Annotated in this window: 17 protein-coding genes; 5 read left to right on the forward strand and 12 right to left on the reverse strand. The window is 67.0% G+C overall.

Annotated elements, in window-relative coordinates; genetic code table 11:
• Positions 1 to 298 precede the first annotated feature (298 nt).
• On the forward strand, positions 299 to 796 hold the full coding sequence (locus VGK20_15720; protein ID HEY2775489.1) for a MaoC family dehydratase N-terminal domain-containing protein: 498 nt from the start codon (positions 299 to 301) through the stop codon (positions 794 to 796).
• Positions 797 to 819: 23 nt separating this feature from the next.
• Positions 820 to 1,233, forward strand: a complete 414-nt coding sequence (locus VGK20_15725; GenBank protein ID HEY2775490.1) for a MaoC/PaaZ C-terminal domain-containing protein — start codon at positions 820 to 822, stop codon at positions 1,231 to 1,233.
• A gap of 175 nt (positions 1,234 to 1,408) precedes the next feature.
• On the opposite strand, the gene VGK20_15730 is transcribed toward VGK20_15725, so the two are convergent.
• The gene (locus tag VGK20_15730) at positions 1,409 to 2,008 is read right to left on the reverse strand and encodes a gamma carbonic anhydrase family protein (GenBank protein HEY2775491.1); all 600 of its coding nucleotides are present in this window, start codon (positions 2,006 to 2,008) and stop codon (positions 1,409 to 1,411) included.
• A gap of 171 nt (positions 2,009 to 2,179) precedes the next feature.
• Here VGK20_15730 and lnt point away from each other — a divergent pair, with 171 nt between their 5' ends.
• Positions 2,180 to 3,682 carry an apolipoprotein N-acyltransferase gene (gene lnt, locus VGK20_15735; protein ID HEY2775492.1) on the forward strand — a complete coding sequence of 501 codons (1,503 nt, stop codon included), beginning with the start codon at positions 2,180 to 2,182 and terminating at the stop codon, positions 3,680 to 3,682.
• A gap of 46 nt (positions 3,683 to 3,728) precedes the next feature.
• Here the strand turns inward: lnt and VGK20_15740 are convergent, their stop codons facing one another.
• Complete coding sequence (locus VGK20_15740) at positions 3,729 to 4,364, reverse strand: TetR/AcrR family transcriptional regulator (GenBank protein HEY2775493.1); 636 nt, start codon at positions 4,362 to 4,364, stop codon at positions 3,729 to 3,731.
• Positions 4,365 to 4,539: 175 nt separating this feature from the next.
• Positions 4,540 to 5,229: a PaaI family thioesterase gene (locus VGK20_15745; protein ID HEY2775494.1), complete on the reverse strand. Its 690-nt coding sequence runs from the start codon at positions 5,227 to 5,229 to the stop codon at positions 4,540 to 4,542.
• 125 nt (positions 5,230 to 5,354) lie between these two features.
• Between VGK20_15745 and VGK20_15750 the strand changes: the two genes are divergently transcribed.
• Both VGK20_15750 and VGK20_15755 read left to right on the forward strand, forming a co-directional pair.
• Positions 5,355 to 6,683 (forward strand): cytochrome P450, encoded by a 1,329-nt coding sequence (locus VGK20_15750; protein HEY2775495.1) that lies wholly within the window; start codon positions 5,355 to 5,357, stop codon positions 6,681 to 6,683.
• 33 nt (positions 6,684 to 6,716) lie between these two features.
• On the forward strand, positions 6,717 to 6,911 hold the full coding sequence (locus tag VGK20_15755; protein HEY2775496.1) for a ferredoxin: 195 nt from the start codon (positions 6,717 to 6,719) through the stop codon (positions 6,909 to 6,911).
• 55 nt (positions 6,912 to 6,966) lie between these two features.
• Here VGK20_15755 and VGK20_15760 read toward each other — a convergent pair whose 3' ends face one another.
• The 9 genes from VGK20_15760 to VGK20_15800 all read right to left on the reverse strand — a co-directional run bounded on the left by VGK20_15760 (position 6,967) and on the right by VGK20_15800 (position 17,712).
• On the reverse strand, positions 6,967 to 9,402 hold the full coding sequence (locus VGK20_15760; protein ID HEY2775497.1) for a CocE/NonD family hydrolase: 2,436 nt from the start codon (positions 9,400 to 9,402) through the stop codon (positions 6,967 to 6,969).
• A 204-nt stretch (positions 9,403 to 9,606) separates the two neighbouring features.
• Positions 9,607 to 10,419 (reverse strand): crotonase/enoyl-CoA hydratase family protein, encoded by an 813-nt coding sequence (locus tag VGK20_15765; protein HEY2775498.1) that lies wholly within the window; start codon positions 10,417 to 10,419, stop codon positions 9,607 to 9,609.
• A gap of 71 nt (positions 10,420 to 10,490) precedes the next feature.
• Positions 10,491 to 12,110 (reverse strand): acyl-CoA synthetase, encoded by a 1,620-nt coding sequence (locus VGK20_15770; protein ID HEY2775499.1) that lies wholly within the window; start codon positions 12,108 to 12,110, stop codon positions 10,491 to 10,493.
• Between the two features lie 10 nt (positions 12,111 to 12,120).
• Positions 12,121 to 13,278 (reverse strand): thiolase domain-containing protein, encoded by a 1,158-nt coding sequence (locus VGK20_15775; protein HEY2775500.1) that lies wholly within the window; start codon positions 13,276 to 13,278, stop codon positions 12,121 to 12,123.
• On the reverse strand, positions 13,278 to 14,345 hold the full coding sequence (locus VGK20_15780; GenBank protein HEY2775501.1) for a thiolase domain-containing protein: 1,068 nt from the start codon (positions 14,343 to 14,345) through the stop codon (positions 13,278 to 13,280). Before VGK20_15780 ends, VGK20_15775 begins: the two co-directional genes overlap by 1 nt.
• Positions 14,345 to 14,857 carry a Zn-ribbon domain-containing OB-fold protein gene (locus VGK20_15785; GenBank protein ID HEY2775502.1) on the reverse strand — a complete coding sequence of 171 codons (513 nt, stop codon included), beginning with the start codon at positions 14,855 to 14,857 and terminating at the stop codon, positions 14,345 to 14,347. The genes VGK20_15780 and VGK20_15785 overlap by 1 nt, the downstream gene beginning before the upstream one ends.
• Positions 14,854 to 15,324, reverse strand: a complete 471-nt coding sequence (locus tag VGK20_15790; protein ID HEY2775503.1) for an OB-fold domain-containing protein — start codon at positions 15,322 to 15,324, stop codon at positions 14,854 to 14,856. Before VGK20_15790 ends, VGK20_15785 begins: the two co-directional genes overlap by 4 nt.
• A 199-nt stretch (positions 15,325 to 15,523) precedes the next feature.
• Positions 15,524 to 16,513 (reverse strand): TauD/TfdA family dioxygenase, encoded by a 990-nt coding sequence (locus tag VGK20_15795; GenBank protein ID HEY2775504.1) that lies wholly within the window; start codon positions 16,511 to 16,513, stop codon positions 15,524 to 15,526.
• A gap of 8 nt (positions 16,514 to 16,521) precedes the next feature.
• Positions 16,522 to 17,712 carry a thiolase family protein gene (locus VGK20_15800; GenBank protein ID HEY2775505.1) on the reverse strand — a complete coding sequence of 397 codons (1,191 nt, stop codon included), beginning with the start codon at positions 17,710 to 17,712 and terminating at the stop codon, positions 16,522 to 16,524.
• Positions 17,713 to 17,790 lie beyond the last annotated feature (78 nt).

The raw sequence follows: 17,790 nt of genomic DNA on the forward strand, positions 1-17,790 counted from the left end.
GGGAAAAGCGAGCGCGGCCGGCGCCCTGGCGGCGACCAGGCAAGGCTCGGTCCCGGGCAGCGGCGGCAAGAGCCACCCAAGGCCCGGGATGCCGCTGCTTTCCCGCCGCCGGTGAGTCCGGAGCCACCCGGCCGCCGCCCCTGCCGCCGCCTTCCTACGCGGCTGTCGCCGCGTTGCCGGCTGCCGCCGGTCGGGCGGCACCCGGCGAGGCGCGCCCCGTGCTTTGCGCCGCAGCCTGCGTGCTGGTTGAATCCGCCGCCGCCAAGCCCCGCGACCCGACGCAGAAGGAGAAAGTTCCGTGGCCGAACAGATCGAGCTGACCGACGAAATGAAAGCCCAGATCGGCAAGCAGTCGCCGCCGTGGGACTTCGAAGTCACGACGACGAGCGTGCGGATGTTCGCGCGTGGCGTCGGCTACACCGACCCGGTGTACTACGACGTCGAAGCGGCCAGGCGCGCAGGCTACCGCAGCCTGCCGGCGCCGCCGACGTACCTCGGCACGGCAGTGTTCCTGCCCGGCCGCTGCAGCGACACGTTCAGCGGACCCACCGAAGGAATCCCGTCGATCAACCACGGGTTGAAAGGCCTGCTCGACGGCGGCACCGAGACGGAATACTTCGATGCGATCTGCGCAGGCGACACGCTGGCCGCGCAGATCAAACTTGCCGACGTCAAGGTCGCTTCGAGCGCCGCGCTCGGCGGAAAGATGCTCGTCGTCACGGCCGTCACCACGTACACGAACAAGGCGACCGGCAAGACGGCTGCCAGGCAGACCTCGCAGGTCATCTACTACTGAATTCGCACGAGGAGACGGACGCGATGCTGAAATTCGACGAGATCAAGGAAGGCGACGCGATCCCCGAGCTTCGCAAGACCCCTACCCTGCAGCAGCTGGTCAAGTACTCGGCCGGCGGCGGGGACTTCAACCCGCTGCACCACGACTATTCGTTCCCGCAGGCCAAGCAGATCGGCTCGATCATCGTGCACGGGCGCTTCAAGTACGCCGCGCTCGGCGAGCTCGTCTCGAACTGGGTCGGTCATGCCGGGCGCATCGAGAAGCTGTCGTGCCAGTACCGCGGCATGGACCTGCCGGACAAGCCGTTCGTCTGCAAGGGCGTCGTGCGCAGGAAAACCAGCGAAAACGGCCGCAAGGCCGTCGAGCTCGACATCTGGGCCGAGAACGCCGAGGGCAAGAAGACGACTCCCGGATCGGCCGTCGTGGTGTTCCCCTAGCAACGGCGCAGCCGTTGCGTCGGAGAGTTACGGCGCAGCCGTTGCGTCGGAGCGGTACGGCGCAGCCGTTGCGTCGGAGAGTTACGGCGCAGCCGTTGCGTCGGAAAGCCTGCGGCGCAGCCGGCGAAGAGCCTGACGCCCCTTGTGCCGCGGCGCGGCGCGGCGCGCGCGCAGTTCAGAGGCGCTCGAGGCGAAGAAGGTCGGCATCGCTGGCCAGTTCGGCAAGCAGCTGCGCCTTCCAGCGCTCGAATTCCGCACCGTCCCAGGCCCTGTGCTCGCCGCGCGAATAGGCGCAGGCGTTGCGATGGTATAGCCATGCGTTCATGCGGTTGTCCCGCGTCGCATCGCGGCGCCTGATCACCTTGGCAGGAATTCCGGCAACGATGGAACCCGGCTCGAATACCGAGCCTTCGGTGGCGACTGCGCCTCCGGCGACGATGGACCCGGCGCCGAGCACGACGCCGTCCATCAGCACGGCGCCGATGCCGATCAGGCAGGCATCGCCGACGTGGGCGCCGTGAACGGTAGCGTGATGGGTGATCGAGCAGAAGTCGCCGATCGTCGTCGGATGGTCGTAACCGACGTGGATCATCGCGAAGTCCTGCAGGTTGGTGAGGCGGCCGATGCGGACTTTCTGCGTCTCGCAGCGAACGACGGCGTTGAGCCACACCGACGAGCCGACGCCAATGGCAACGTCGCCGAAGATCGAAGCGGTCGGCGACAGCAGGGCGCCGGGGAAGCGGGGATCGGGATTCATCATCGCATCGGTCGGCACGCAGGTCGCGTCCTGGCGGCGCTGTGGGATGCCGCAGGATCGCAGCGGTGGCAACAGCGGGCCTGCGCCGGCTCTGCGTGGCAGCGGCGAAGTCGCCGCAGCACGACGGAGGCTGCGCGCGGCCGCGCCGGCCAGTCCGGCCGCGCCGCGATGCTGCCCCACGCGGCGGCGGTGACTGTTGCCGTCGTCATTTTCGCTCTCATCTACGATCCGTTCCATGCCGGCGCGCTCGTGTTTCTCGCGCTGGCGCCGATCACACTGGTGTTCTGCGACCCGCGGGTGCCTTGCCGTCTCGGCCAGGCCGCGCTCGGCGGTTTCACGTTCGGGCTGCTGGCCGCCATGGCGATCGTCGGGCCGTGGATGTTCGCGGCCTCGGTGGATTACTTCGACCGCAGCAGCGCCTGGTCGATAGGTTTCACGCTCGCGATCAACGCCGGCTACGTCGCGCTGTTCACAGCCCCCGCGTTCATGGCACTGCGCGTGCTGGCATCGGCGCCTCCCATGCTGCGCGTGATCGGCGCTGCCTCGACGTGGATCGCGTTCGAGGCGCTGCGCAGCGCGGATCCGTTCGGGAACTGCTGGGCTCTTCTCGGCCAGGGCTTCGCCAACCTGCCGCTGCTGCGCGAAGCCGCGGCCTTCGGAGGCGTTCCGCTGCTCGGATGGCTCGCGGCGCTGACCGGCTCCGCAATCGGAGTCGGGCTGCAGCCCGACGTCGGCGCCAGGGACGCGATGCGGTGCACCGCCGTCGCTGTGCTCGCACCGCTTGCCGCCGTCGTTCTCGGAGTCGCTGCGCGGCACCAGGACCACGTGATCACGCCGCTGCAGCCGCTTCGCGTGGCGGTCGTGCAGCAGGAGATCGCCAGCCGCGACGTGTGGAATCCGGCTCGCCGCGTCGACAACTGGAACTCCTACCTGGAGACGACTGCCACGCTGAAGCCCGGCAGCGTCGACCTCGTCGTCTGGCCCGAGAGCGCGGCACCCTTCCTTCTGAATGCGGACCCGGTCGCGCGTGACAAGATGATCGAGCTCGCGACGACGCTCGGCGCAGCGATCATGCTCGGCGCGCCGCGAAGCGAGGACGTCGGTCAGGGACGCGCCTTGATGCACAACAGCGTCTACTTCTTCGCGCCGGGCGCGTCCGAGCCGCTGATCTACGACAAGCAGCGCCTGCTGCCGTTCATCGAAACGATGCCGGCGGCGACCGACGATCCCGACCAGTCGCCGTACGCGCCCGGCAGCTCCGAAAAGCTCTTCGACGTGCACGGATGGCAGATCGCGCCGCTACTGTGCTTCGAGGCCGTGTATCCGCAGTACGCGCGCCAGGCGGTCGCCGACGGCGCCCACCTGCTCGTCAATCTCTCCAACGACGCATGGTTCGACGGCGGCGCCGGTCCCGAGCAGCACTGGGCGATGAGCCTGATGCGCACCGTCGAGCTTCGCCGCCCGATGGTGCGAGCGTCCAACGGCGGCATCTCCGGCGCGATCGGCTTCGACGGCACCGCCATCGGCATCCCGATCCGGCGCACGCACGCGATGCGCATCTACGAGATTCCGCCGCCTCCACGCACGATGACGGCGACGATCGCGTACGGCGAGTATGCGGGATGGGCGAGCGGCGTGCTGTCGCTTCTCTGCCTGCTGTTCGCACTGGCAAGGCTGCGCGCTCGCAGCTGAAACGATTCGTAGATGCGGTTGCTACGCTTTTCGCAGCAGGCCGGGGTCAGACGTCGCCCGGCGGAATGAGCAGGTGCGAGACCTTGTGCAGGAACGCCATCTGGCGCGCCAGTCCGTCGCCCGACAGGGGGTCGACTCCGAACACCTGTCGCACAAGGGGAGCCATCGCGAAGTAGCCGACGATCAGGTTCTGGAAACCGAGCAGCAACAGAGGCCACTCGTCTTCGGGCCATAGCTCGGCCGCGCGGCTGGAGCGCAGCGCATCGAGTCCCCGCTGGTAGACCGGCTCGAACCAGCGGCCGGCGATCCGGGCGAGGCGCTCGCCCCCGGCCAGGGTCTCGTAGTGGATCAGTTTGGCGAGATTCGGATTCCCGGCAAGGTGAAGGACGACACTGTCGATCGTCCTTTCTTCCCGGTCGCGCGTGCGGTCCCCCGCAGTCAGATCCGCGAGCATCTTGAGAACGGGCGTCAGGCCGCGTTCGAGCACCGCCTCGTAGAGCTCCTCCTTGCCGGCGAAGTGGTTGTAGAGACTGGCCGGGTTGAGCCCCACGCGGGCGGCGATGTCGCGCACCGGCGCGGCCCCCAACCCCTTTTCGGCAAACACCTGCTCGGCGGCATCCAGGATGCGCTCGCGGGTGGTCCGGACGTCGCCCGGCTCGCTCTGGGCCTGGCTGGCCGCCATGGCCTAGACCCTCGCCCCGGGGATGCAGGCCAGGCCCAGGGCCACAAGCGCCTGCAGGAGGTCTTGCCGCGAAGCGTAAAATTTGTTAACCAACGAACGTTCGTTCATGAACCGCCCTCTGCAGAATTCCCTTTCTTCCCGCCCGGCTTCGGGGGTCGCCCCCGTTGGCGCTGCCTCACCCAGCGCCCACCCGTCCGGCTGCCCCGCGCAACAGCTGCTGGAAACGCTCCGCATCGACGGAAACGAAGACGCCCTGGGCCTCGGCCGTCACGGTATCGCCATCTCTCAGGGCCCCGGACGTGAAGATTTTGCGACCTTCCACGCGATCGACTCCCGCGTCAAAGCGAAGCTCTGCTCGAAGAGGCGTAGGACGCCGGTAGCGGATCGTCAGCCCGGCAGTCATGCCGGGATTTCCCGTCAGCGTCTGTGCAAAGCCGAGCACTTCGTCGAAGGCCGCCGCGACGAAGCCTCCATGCACGTGACCCGGAGGACCTTCGTACGCGGCACCGAACACGACGCGGCCGGCGATGCGATCGCCGACCACCTCGAGCGACATCGGAGGCGACAACGGATTGGAAAGCCCGATCAGCGGGCTCTGGTCGAAGAACGCTCCGGAGTTTCCCGAAACCGACGTCTCCGCATAGCCGGCGTGCCTGCTGCCGGAAGGCTGCGCACGCAGCCTGGCCGCCAGCGCAGCGGCCTCGTGCGTCGCGGCCGCGAGCTCCTCTTCGGATGCGTCGCTGCTGATCAGCGAGTCGATGATCTCGCGCAGAGCGGCAGCAAGGCGGCGCCGGTGCGCCCATGCTCCGGCAGCCGGCATCGACGCAGCTTCGAAATACAGGGGCTTGTTCCGTTCTTCTTCCATCGTCTCTCTGTTTCGAGCAGCGAAGCTGCCGCTCTTGCTTCCTTGCGAAGAGCGGTCGCTCTCCGTGTGTTCGCGGAGTCTATGACAGCGGCGTGACCAAGACCAAAAGGGGAGTACACACACCAATGAGCATCACGCATCTCGACCTTTCCGATCCCGACTCCTTCGCCGGCGGATTCCCGCACGAGTACTTTCGCCGCCTGAGGCGCGAAGACCCCGTCCACTGGAACGATACGCGCCACGAAGTGGAGCGCAACGGCCGCGGATTCTGGGACATCACGAAGTACGAAGACGTCAAGATGATGTCGCGCAATCCGGCGCTTTTCTCGTCGTGGGAGGGCGGGACGAACATCTTCGAGCTCCACGGCGACGACCTCATCGGCTCGCGCTCGATGATGCTCAACATGGATCCGCCCCACCACGTCAAATACCGGCGCCTGGTGGCGCACAATTTCACGCCGCGCATGATCGAGAGGCTCGAGGATCACATCCGCGACCTTGCGCGCGAGATCGTCGACGGCATGTGCGAACGCGGCAGCTGCGATTTCGTCGCCGACGTGGCCGCCTTGCTGCCAATGAAGACGATCATGGAAATCGTCGGCGTTCCCGAGGAGGACCAGCAGCGCCTGTTCGACCTCAGCAACAAGCTGGTCGGCTTCGACGACCCCGAGATTCAGGGTTCCTTCGACGAGGGGCGCATGGCGGCTGCCGAAGTCGCGATGTACGGGCAGAAGCTCGCCGACATGGTCTCCGAGTGCCCGATGAACAACCTCGCCAGCGCGCTCTACCACGGCAAGGTCGACGGTCAGTCGCTCGATCCCCTGCAGTACAACTACTTCTTCCTCATGCTGATGGTCGCCGGCAACGAGACGACGCGCACGATGACCTCGCACGGAATGCGACTGCTCATCGAGAACCCCGCCGAGCGCCACAAGCTCGTCGCGGATCCCTCGCTCATCCCGAACGCCGTCGAGGAGTTCCTGCGCTACAACCCGCCCGTCATGTATTTCCGCCGCACGCTGACCGAGGATTTCGAGATTCGCGGGAAGACGCTGAAGAAAGGGGACAAGGTCGTGCTCTGGTACCCGTCGGCCAACCGCGACGAGGACGTCTTTGCCGACCCGGACAGATTCGACGTCTCTCGCAAGATCGCCGAACACGTCGGGCTCGGCGTCGGCGAGCACTACTGCCTGGGCGCCAGCTTCGCCCGTGCCCAGCTGTGCTCGATCTTCACCGAGCTGCTGACGCGGGTGCCCGACATGGAACTGGCCGCCCCGATCCGCTACGTGCGCTCGAACTTCGTCCAGGGCATCAAGGAGATGCCGGTGCGGTACACGCCGGCGCCGAGGACGGCCCAGGCGGCCGATCCGGGCGCGGCCTCCCTGCACGCCGAGGCGGCGGCCGCCGGATGCCCTTTCCACCAGGAGAAGGCCCCCGAGCTGGTGACCGCTTAACCGGGCGACCGGCAGCAGATACAGTGCCCGGTCATGAAAGTCGTCGTCGATTACGACCTGTGCGAAGCCAATGCCGTCTGCATGCGCATCCTGCCCGACGTGTTCCAGGTGGATGACCAGGACAACCTGAACATCCTCATCGAACATCCGCCGGAATCGATGCGCGCCAAGCTCAAAGAGGCCGTGCGCCTCTGCCCTCGCCAGGCCATCTCGATCGTCGAGGACTGAGCTCGCACGCCGGCCTCTCGCAGGGGACAGGCCAGGGTCACGCCAAGGCCACCGCCTAGCGGCATTTCAGCGACGACGTTCCTTCCTGGCAGTCGGCGGCGGTGCCGCTTCGCACGACCGCGCTGTTGTGCAGCAGATCGACCGTGACCGGCCCGGCAAACGGCGCCGCAATCGCAAGGCCGCGCATCGACACCTTGTACCTCACCGAGCTGCCACCCCGCACGAACGTCGCCCGGTAGTCGGACGTCGCGTCGCTCTCGTCACAGTTGATCTTGCCGCTGGCGGCCGTGGCGCAGCTCGAGAACGCATGGCTGACGTCCAGGGCCGCGTTGTCGCGCACTCGCACCGTGAACGGCGGCGGCGTGCTGAAATCGGGCGGCACGTCGAACGATCCGGCAACGTCGACGCGACCGTTGGCGGCGCCGACCTTCGTCTCGCCCTTGACCTTCACCTTGCCCACGCCGAGCGGGAACGACGCGAGCGTGGTGGTCGTCGTCGTGTTCGACGTAGTGGTGGTGGTGTCGGTGCTCGTCGTCACGGTGATCGTCGTCGTGGTCGCTGTGCCGGGCGTGCAGGTGTCGTCGATGCCGACGGTGACGTCGGGCGCGAGCGCGTAGCCTTCCGGCAGCACCTTCGGCGACGGGCTCTGCACCTGGCCGGAGTCCGGTGCCTCGAGCACCGGCAGGCGCAGCCGAAGATTCGTCACGATGATCGGAAGCTGGCCGTTGGAATTGCGCCCGTACGGCTGGTCGGCCGGGAGCAGCTCGAGCTTGACGATGTGGCCGGGCGCGAAGCGCCATCCGTTGGGATGAAGCTGGAAGACCTGGCACGAGGCCGTCGTCGTATTGACCTCGGGACGGTAGAGCCCGCGCGCGACGAGAGTTTCCATGTTCGTCGACGGGTCGACGTCCTCGAGGCGCGCGGCAACCTGGGCCGTCGGTGACGGAGAAAGGAAATCGGCGACGATGGTCGCGGCGCCCATCAGCGTGAAACCTTCGCCCGACACCGCGCCGGTGCGATAGGTTGCCGCGCCGGTCTGGTCGTCGGCGTTGGTCGCCGCGCAGGCGCCGCTTCCGGTGATCGGATCGAAAGCCTGGCCGACGGTCGCATCGGTCGGGACGTCGTTCGCGATGATCTGCTGGGCCGCGCTCTCGACGCGCACTTCGCCCGGCGCGATCGCCTCCCAGTTCGCAGCCTGGTACGGCCCGGCCGACGGTCCGCCGCACACCTGCGTCGTCGTCTGCACGCCGAGGAACGGCGCCGGCCCCTCGCCCTTGACGTAGTAGTCGAACCAGTTGTGGAGCTGCGCATTGCGGAACGGCAGGTCCTCGGGCTTGTTCTGGCCGCGCTGGTGGCCGTGGTCGCCGAACATCATCGCGATCGGCGTGCCCGGATGATCGGTGCGCGTGCGGTTATAGAAACGGATCGCTTCGTCGGTCGGGAACAAGTCGTCGGTGAAGCCGTTGGAAATGAGCATCGGCGCCGGCGGCTCCGAATCGTCGATGTAGTAGCTCGAATGATGGCGCGTCAGCTCGTCGACGACGTCCTGCTCGACGGGGTTGCCGTCGTACGGCTCGCCGGCGTTGTCGACGGAATACCATTTGTAGAGATCGGCATCGGGATCGGCTCCGGGCGGCGCGTAGTTGCTGCCGGCTTCGCCGAGAGCGAAGAGGCCCGCGACGAACGACTGCTTGAGCACGCCTGCCCTGCCCCGCTTCAGGTAGGGAGCGTCGGCGACGTAGTCGAGCGTGTGACCGTTCGGCTGCAGGGAGTTGGCCAGATCGGTCCACGGAATGTCCGGCTGCACCGCAGCCATCTTCATGGCCTTGCCGCCGGCGCTGACCCACGGCACGAGATAGCCGTCGAGATTCGGCGATCCCTCGTGCGCACCCATCATCTTGCGGTCTTTGAGCGCACCGAGCGCCATCGAGATGCCGCCGCCGTAGGAGCTTCCCATCGCGGCGATCTTCTGCGGGTCAACGAGGCCTTCGCCGGAAGTCGCGCCGGTGGCGGCCTGGTCGGCCAGCGCCTCGAAGACCTGCTGGGCGTCGCGCACTTCGTAGCGCGTGTCCATCAGGTGGTTGTAATCGTTGTCGCAGACTCCGGGAGTCAGGCGCTTGCTGTCGGTCGCGCCGCAGGAGTTGCCCCAGCCGCGGTCGCTCATCGAGAAGACGGCGTAGCCGGCGTCGAGCCACTGCTGCATCGTCGGATCGGTGAGATCGAGTTTGGCGCCGCCCCAGCCATGGAAGACGCCGACGATCGGGAAGTTGCCGTCGGCGCCGCTGGCCGGAGCCGGCGGGAAGCCGACGTTGACGTCGATCGGCGCGCCGTCGAACGTCGAGAAGATGCCCGAGCAATGGCGCTCGCCGGCGTTGCCTCCGGCCTGGACGGTGCACGAGACGGCGCCGCCGAACAGGCCGTCGATCGTCGCCAGAGCGGGCGTGGCCGCACTGCAGAGCGAAACCGCGAGGATGGCCGCGAGCTTTTTCATGGCAGTCTCCGGAGGCCGGCCATTTTCGGCTCGGCACCTCCAGAACTGACACGACAACGCTACTTACAGCAATGATAGTTACTGGGTTGTAAGCAAATTTCTGCCCCGATCGGGTGGAGCAGAACACGGTGAGTCTCCGCCGGATCGCTCACGGTAGTGCAAGCGCATAAGTTCAACTATATCAATATCTTCGAGGTATACTATTCAGCGTCCCTTGAAGTTCGGCTTACGCTTTTCCTTGAAGGCCCTTGGGCCTTCCTTGGCATCCTCAGTCGAGAAAACTTCCATGCCGAGGCGCATCTCGAGCTCGCGGGCGTCGTCCTCTCGCATCCCGTCGGCCTCGAGCACCGCGCGCTTGATGTTGCGCACGGCCACCGGGCCGTTCTCCGCGATGCGCGCCGCAATGGCGCGCGCTGTCTCCAGTGCCTTGCCGTCCGCAACGACGCGCCCGATGAGCCCCATCTCCAGCGCCTCTTTCGCGCTGTAATGGTCGCCCGTCAGCAGCACCTCCATCGCGCGCGTGAACGGGATCTGGCGCGGAAGCCGCGTCGTCGAGCCACCCTGGGGAAACAGGCCCCAACGCACCTCGGAGACGCCGAGCTTGCTGCTCTCGGCCGCTACCCGGATGTCGGTGGCCTGCAGGATCTCCACTCCGCCGGCGATGCAGGAGCCCTCGATCGCCGCGATCAAAGGCTTGATCGTGCGCTTCGAGCGCAGCAGGCCGCGGAAGATCACCTGGTAGTCGTCGCGGATCCTCTGTTCCCAGTCGTTCTCCGGCGGAAGGCCCTTGAGGGAGCGCGAGACGAGCTTGTCCAGATCAGCGCCGGCGCAGAAGTGACCGTGGGAGCCGGTGAGGATCGCGACGCGGATGTCGTCGTCGCTGTCGATGAGATCCCACGCGTCGGCCAGGCGGCAGATCATCTCCGGGTTGAGCGCGTTGCGCGCTTCCGGACGGTTCATCACGACCGTGACGACGTGGCCGTCGCGTTCGACTAGAAGCGCGGGTTGTTCGGACACGACAGATCCTCCTGGTCGGATAGCGTCGCGAAGGCCGCATCGGCCGCTCGCGACGGCGGCAAAACGAGATTTCAGGAAGCCTTGGCCGCCTCACCCGCTGCGTAGCTTGCGGCCCAGCGGTAGTCGGGCTTGCCGCTCGGCTGCCTCTCGACGCGCTCGACGAAGCTCACGAAGCGCGGAACCTTGTAGCCGGCAACCTTGGTGCGGCAATGGCGGTCGAGGTCTTCGATGCTCGCGGCTGCGCCGGGGCGAAGCTGCACGAGTGCCGCGACGCGCTGGCCCCAGCGCTCGTCGGGAATGCCGACGACGACGGCGTCGAGCACCCCGCCGTGGGCCTTCAGTGCTGCTTCGACTTCCTCGGGAAAAATCTTCTCGCCGCCGCTGTTGATGCACACCGAGCCGCGGCCGAACACGCGGATGCTTCCGTCGCTCTCGACGGTGGCAAGATCGCCGGGCATCACCCATCGCACGCCGTCGATCTCGAAGAAGGTTTTCGCCGTCTTCTCCGGGTCGTTGTAGTAGCCGACCGGAATGTGGCCGCGCCGCGCGAGCCGTCCGATGACGCCCGAGCCCGGCACCACGGGCTTCCTGTCGTCGTCGAACACGCAGTTGGTCTCGTTCATGAAGAACAGCGGCTCCTTGCCGGTGCCGTGTCCGGTTCCCTGCATCATCGAGCCCTGGTGCCCGGTCTCGGTCGCGCCGAAGCTGTCGACGATCATCGTGTTCGGGAAAGCCTTGCGAAGCTGTTCCTTGACCGCTTCCGAAAGCACGGCGCCGGCCGAGCCGACTACGAACACCGACGACATGTCGACCTGGTCTCCCATCGCCTCCACTGCTTCGCCGAGCGGACGGGCCATCGCGTCGCCGACCAACGTCAGCGTGTTCACCTTCTCGTCGGCGATCAGGCGTGCGACGGTCTTCGGCTCGAAGCTCTTCCCACGCTGCAGCACGACCTTGCCGCCGCCGAAAAAGCCGATGAGCGAAGCCCATTCGGCGGCTCCGTGAATCAACGGCGCCGCAGCGAGAACCGTGAGCCCCATGCCGCCGCGCACGATGCCCTCGAGCTCTTCCCCTTTCGCGATCGGAGGTCCTCCCGGGTTGCCGCCCTGCAGCCCGGCGTAGAACACGTCCTCGTGCGGCCACATGACGCCTTTCGGCATCCCCGTCGTGCCGCCGGTGTAGATGATGTAGAGGTCCTTGCCGGAGCGCGGCGCGAAACCGCGCCCGGGGCTGCCCGCTGCGAGCGCGTCTTCGTATCGCACGGCGCCGGTGACGACGCGCTCGGCATCGCTCGTGTCCTCCACCTCGACGAGCGCCCGCAACTTCGGCAGGCGGGCGAGAAGCGGCAGCAGCCGTGAGCCGAGCTCGCGCTGGAAGAAGAGCGCCGTGACGTCGCTGTCCTTCAGCAGATACTCGAGCTCCTCCTCGACGTAGCGGTAGTTCACGTTGACCGGTACCGCGCGAATCTTGAACGTCGCGAGCATCGCGACGAGGTATTCGTCGCAATTGTACAGGTACATGCCGACGTGCTGGCCGGGAGCGACCCCGCGATCCCGCAAAAAGTGCGCGAGGCGGTTCACCTGGGCGTCGAGCGCGGCGTACGAATAGCGCCGGCCGGCGCAAACGAGCGCTTCGCGCTCGGGAGCCGTGTCCACCACGAGCTCGAAAAGGTCGGCGATATTCAGCTCCACCGTTTCCTCCTCAGCGCTTTTCGGAGCCGACCATCCACATCGAGAAGAACTGGGAGCCGCCGCCGTAGGCGTGGCCGAGTGCCAGCTTCGCACCGGACACCTGGTGCTCGCCGGCGCGGCCGCTCACCTGCATCGCCGCTTCGGCGAAACGCAGCATTCCCGAAGCCCCGATCGGATTGGACGAAAGCACGCCGCCCGACGGATTGATCGGCATGTCGCCGTCGAACGCCGTGGCGCCTTCGAGCGTCATCTTCCAGCCCTCGTTCTCCGGCGCGAACCCGAGGTTCTCCATCCACATCGGCTCGTACCATGAAAACGGCACGTAGATTTCCGCGCAGTCGATGTCCTCGCGCGGATTGCGAACACCTGCCTGGCGGTAGACCGAGGCCGCGCACTCGCGGCCTGCGCGCGGATTGATCTGGTTGCGGCCGGGAAACATCGTCGGCTCGCTCTTCATCGCGGTTCCAAGCACCCATGCCGGCTTCTTCGGCGTCTTCCTGGCGGCCTGCTCGTCGGCCAGCACCATCGCGCAGGCGCCGTCCGAAGACGGGCAGCACTCCAGATAGTGCAGCGGGTCCCACAGCAGCGGCGAGTTGGCGACCGTCTCGATGTCGATGTCCGGGAGATGCAAATGCGCGAACGGATTTCGCATCGCGTTCTTGCGGTCCTTGACTGCAACGCGAAGCCCGACGTCGGCCGGTGCCTTGGAGCGCTGGATGTAGGAGCGGATGATCGGTGCGAAGTACCCGCCGGCTCCGGCCACCAGCGGCGGCTGGAACGGGATTTTCGGCGTGATCGCCCACGTGGCCTCGCTCTCCGACTGCTTCTCGAACGCGACGGTCAGCACCCGCGAGAACTGGCCCGACTGGACCAGGTGCGCGGCAACGAGCGCCGTCGAGCCGCCGACACTGCCGGCAGTGTGCACGCGGATCATCGGCTTGCCGACGGCGCCGAGCGCATCGGCCAGGTAGAGCTCCGGCTGCATGACGCCCTCGAACATGTCGGGGGCTTTTCCGATCACCAGCGCCTCGACGTCCTTCCACGAAAGGTCGCAATCCTCGAGAGCGGCGATCGCGGCTTCGCGCACCAGGCCGACCATCGAAAGATCGCCGCGCTTGGCGGCGTGGCGGGTTTGACCGACTCCGACGACGGCGCACCAGCGACCCATCACTCTCCCTCCAGGATGCAGACGAGGTTCTGTTGAAGACACGGTCCCGCGGTTGCGTGTGCGAGAGCGCGCCGTGCCTCGCCTTTGTGAACGCGCGAAGCTGCTTCGCCGATGCGGATCAGGCCCGCGACCATCATCGGATTGGCCGCCAGCGCGCCACCCGACGGATTGATGCGCGTCTTGCTGTCGAGTCCCAGCTCGCGCCGCAGAAGGATCTCCTGGTGCGTGAACGGAGCGTAAATCTCGGCGACGTCGATCGGCGCAGCCGATACGCCCGCCTTCTCGGCCGCGATCCGCGCCGACGGGCACTTGGTAAGGTCGCGCACGCCGAGGTTCTGGGCGTCGACGCGGTGGTCGAGGCCACGGATCCACGCCGGCGTGCGGCCGTTCTTCTCGCAGAGGCCGCGCGCCACGTCACCGGCGGCCAGCACGATCGCTGCAGCGCCGTCGGAGATTGGCGGACAGTCGTGGCGACGAAGCGGCGAGGAGATGCACGGCTCGGCAAGCAGCGCGTCGACGGAGAAATCGCCGCTCAGCTGCGCGTACGGGTTTTGCCTAGCGTCGCGGCGGCTTCGCACGGCCACTTCGGCCATCTCGCGCTCGCTCGTGAGTCCGGCGTCGATCATCGCGCGGGCCTGAAGCGCGGCGACGCTGATCGAATCGGGCCACAGCGGCGCGACGAGGTAGGGATCGAGCTGAAGCGTCAGCACGTCGGGAAGATCGCCGACCGACGATTTGCCGAAGCAGAACACCAGAGCCGAGTCGATGTCGCCGTGCTGGAGGCGAGTGAACGCCTCGGCCATCGCCCAGGCTCCGTCCATCTCGACGTGCGATTCTTCGATCGGAGGCCAGGCCCCTACTCCGTCGAGGGCCATCACGAACGAGAATGGCACGCCGGCCAGGTAGTCGCAGCTTCCCGAGACGGTAAATCCGATGCGGTCGCGCGAAAGGCCGGACGCCGCCACCACTTCGGCAACCACCGGCATCAGGATCTCGACTTCGTTGCGAAGGATGTCGCGGCGCACCGAGCGCGCCTGCGCGAAGGAGACGACAGCGACTTCGCGCATCAGAGGTGCTCCTTGAACGACTCGTACGTCGCGTCCGGTTCGCCGGTCGGCTTCATGTAGCGAATATTCTCGAGCGAAGGCTTGCGCTCGGAGGGCTCGCACCAGACGGCCTCGACGCGCATTCCCGGGCGAACTTCTTCGACCGGGCACTCGGCCAGCAGGCAGAAGAACGGCAGGTCGGCTCCGTCGAGCACCACCGACGCGCAAACGTAGGGAATCTCGACCGCCTGGCCGTAAAACGGAAGATTGACGACGCAGAACGTCGTCACGGTTCCCTTCGCCGAAAGCTCGACCTGCTCTTTGGTCGGGATCGCGCAGGTGGCGCAGGAGCCGCGCGGCGGCATGTAGACCTTGCCGCACTTCGGGCAGCGCTCGGCCAGGATGCGCCCTTCGAGGATGCCGCGAAGGAAGCGTGTCGGCGCCTCGCCCGGAGTGATCGTGTAATCGAGTCGCGACGGGATCGTCACCATCTTGATCGGATCGGGAAGCGGCCTTCCTTGCTGCGTGCTCACGACTTTGCCTCCGCCGGCTCGAAGCATTCGATGTCGGAGATCCCGCCCTTGCGCTCGGCGCGCCAGCGCACGCGCACGCGCATTCCGGTCTTCATCCGTTTTTCGTCTCCCGCATCGACGGCGTGCAGCAGCGACGTCGTCGCCCCGTCCAGCTTCACGAGCGCCCATGCGAACGGCTTCTGCAGCGGATGTTTCGCGCGCGGCGCCTCGACCCACGACCAGGTCGTCACGACGCCGGTGTCGCCGACGTCGAGCATTTCGGTCAGCGATTCGGTCGTCACCGGGTCGTACTCGCTCGGCGGTACCAGCACCGAGCCGCCGGCGCCGCGGATGCCGAGGATGCGGCCTTCGCGCAGGCCGGCCAGAAAGGTGCCGATGACCCGGCCGACCGAGCGCGTATAGGGGTATTCGAGGGTGTGCACCGCCGAGAGCACGCCCTCGTAGTGCTTGAGCTTGTCCTGGCCCATGGTCCTCCGAAAAGCGGGGTCAGGCTCCGGCCCCCCGGACTCGCCTGACCCCGACTGAAACATGTTCTACCGCCTTCTACACGGACCGGGATTCTCTGCCAACAGGGGTCCGGGCTGGTCCCTGACCATTCCTGTGGTGCCTGACCCCATTCCTCTGGTGCCTGACCCCATTCCGTAAATGGAATGTTTCTGTCCTGGGCTAATCGAGTGACAACCAGAGACGGAGCAGGTGGCGGCGCTTGGCGGGCTGCGGCCAGTCTTCGTAGGCGGTGCGGGCGTGGACGATCGTGTGGTTGGAGATGAGCTGGATGTCGCCGGCCTCGAAGCTCATGTCGAGATAAAGGTCGGGCGACGCGGCGATCTCGTCGTAGAGATCCATCAGCTCACGCTCTTCGGCAGTGAATCGCGGCGCCGCGGCGTGACGCTCCACCGAGCGGAAGTAGTCGCTGTGCCAGAACGTGCGCAGGCTCGTGCCGTCGTAGCAGCACGGCTGCACCGGAACCCACGGCATGCTCTCGTTGCGCGCCTCGTCGCGCGTATCCAGCAGGAAGGTCCCGTACAGGCGCCGGACGAGGTCGGGACGGCGCCGCGACAGCTCGTCGTGCACGGCCACCGAGCTGGCGATGCGGCTTGCGCCTCCGCTGCGCGCCGGCTGCAGGCACAGCAGGCCGACGACGTCGGCAAGATCGCAGTGGAACGCGATGTCGGCGGCGGTCCTGTACTTGCGCACGTACGGATTGGCAGAGTCCTCTCCGTAATCGCGCACGTGGCCGAGAAGCTCGTTCTGCGGATTCTGCGCTCCGGGCATTCCAAGATGGTGCCCGAGGCCCCAGAACACCCGCGACGAAAGCTCCTCGCCCCAGCGCGCGACCGGCAGGCCGCGAAGAAAGAGAAAACCGCGGCCCTGGCGCAGCTCGCTCGTCCACGCCGCCATGCGCGACGACAGGCCTGGAAGCGGGAAATCCCGCCGCGTGACCTCGCCGAGCGCAACGTGCGCGGAGGCTGCGGCTGCGCTTTCGAGCTCGGCAATGTCCTGCGCCGAGAACTCGAAGCTCCAGTCGCTGCGACCGGCGACGTCGGGGCCGCGCCACGCCGCCGGGCCACCGACCACGGGCGGCGCCGGCCCGTCGTGGGCGCGCTGGAAGTAGTGCAGGGCCTGCTCGCCGAAGGATCGGTACCCGGCCTGCATCGGCGTCGTCAGTCGAGTCGTTCGACGATCGTCGCGTTGGCCATGCCGCCGCCCTCGCACATCGTCTGCAGGCCCCAGCGACCGCCGGTACGCTCGAGGTGGTGCAGCAACGTCGCCATCAGGCGCACTCCGCTGCAGCCGAGCGGATGACCGAGCGCGATCGCGCCACCGTTGGGATTGACCTTCGACAGGTCGGCATCGAACTCGCGCGCCCACGCCAGCACGACCGGTGCGAACGCTTCGTTGATCTCCACCGAATCCATGTCGGAGAGCTTCATGCCCGCTCGCCTGAGGACGTTGTGCGTCGCGGGGATCGGCGCGGTGAGCATGATCACCGGATCGCAGGAGCCGAGCGCGAATGCATGGAAGCGCGCGCGCGGCTTGAGGCCGAGCTGCTCGGCGCGCTTCCTCTCCATCACCAGCACGGCGCCGGCGCCGTCGGTGAGCTGGCTGGAATTGCCGGCCGTGATGCAGCCGGTTTCCTCGAACGCGGGCTTGAGCGCCCCCAGCTTTTCGGCTGTCGTGTCGGGCCGGATGCCTTCGTCGATCGCGATGGTTTCCTTCTTGCCGTCGTCGTGGGTGCGCTCGATCGGCTGGATCTCGCGGCCGAACCAGCCGTTGTCGGTCGCGACTGCGGCCCTCTGGTGGGAGCGCGCCGAGAACTCGTCGAGCTGCTCACGCTTGAGCCCCCACTTCTTGCAGATCTCTTCGGCCGAGAGGCCCTGGTTGACCAGTCCGCCGCGGCCGTAGAGATTGGCCTGGACGTAGCGATCGATCATGCGAGGGCCGAACGGGCCTCCGCCGACCATCGCAGTGGTGCCCATCGGCACGCGGCTCATCGATTCGACGCCCGCAGCGACGACGCAGTCGTAGGCGCCGGCCATCACTCCCTGGGCAGCAAAGTGCAGCGCCTGCTGGCTCGATCCGCACTGGCGGTCGACCGTAGTGCCACAGACGGTTTCGGGAAGCCCGGCGGCCAGGGCCGCGTTGCGCGCGATGTTCAGGCCCTGCTCTCCGACCTGGCCGACGCAACCCATGATGACGTCCTCGATGAGAGCGGGATCGATGCCCGTGCGATCGACCACGGCGCGCAGCGGCTCGCTGGCCAGGTCCACCGCGTGCCAGCCGGCAAGCGCTCCGTTTTTCTTTCCGCGGCCGAGCGGGGTGCGGACGGCTTCGACGATTACGGCTTCACGCATGGTTGGGTCCTCCTGTCTGGCGCCGCGCAGCAGTGGCGCGTTCGCCGCGAATAATGGCAAGACCTTGCAATCCGTCAA

It is taken from the genome of Candidatus Binatia bacterium (assembly GCA_036493895.1).
In the GTDB taxonomy this organism is placed as follows: Bacteria; Desulfobacterota; Binatia; order UBA1149; family CAITLU01; genus DATNBU01.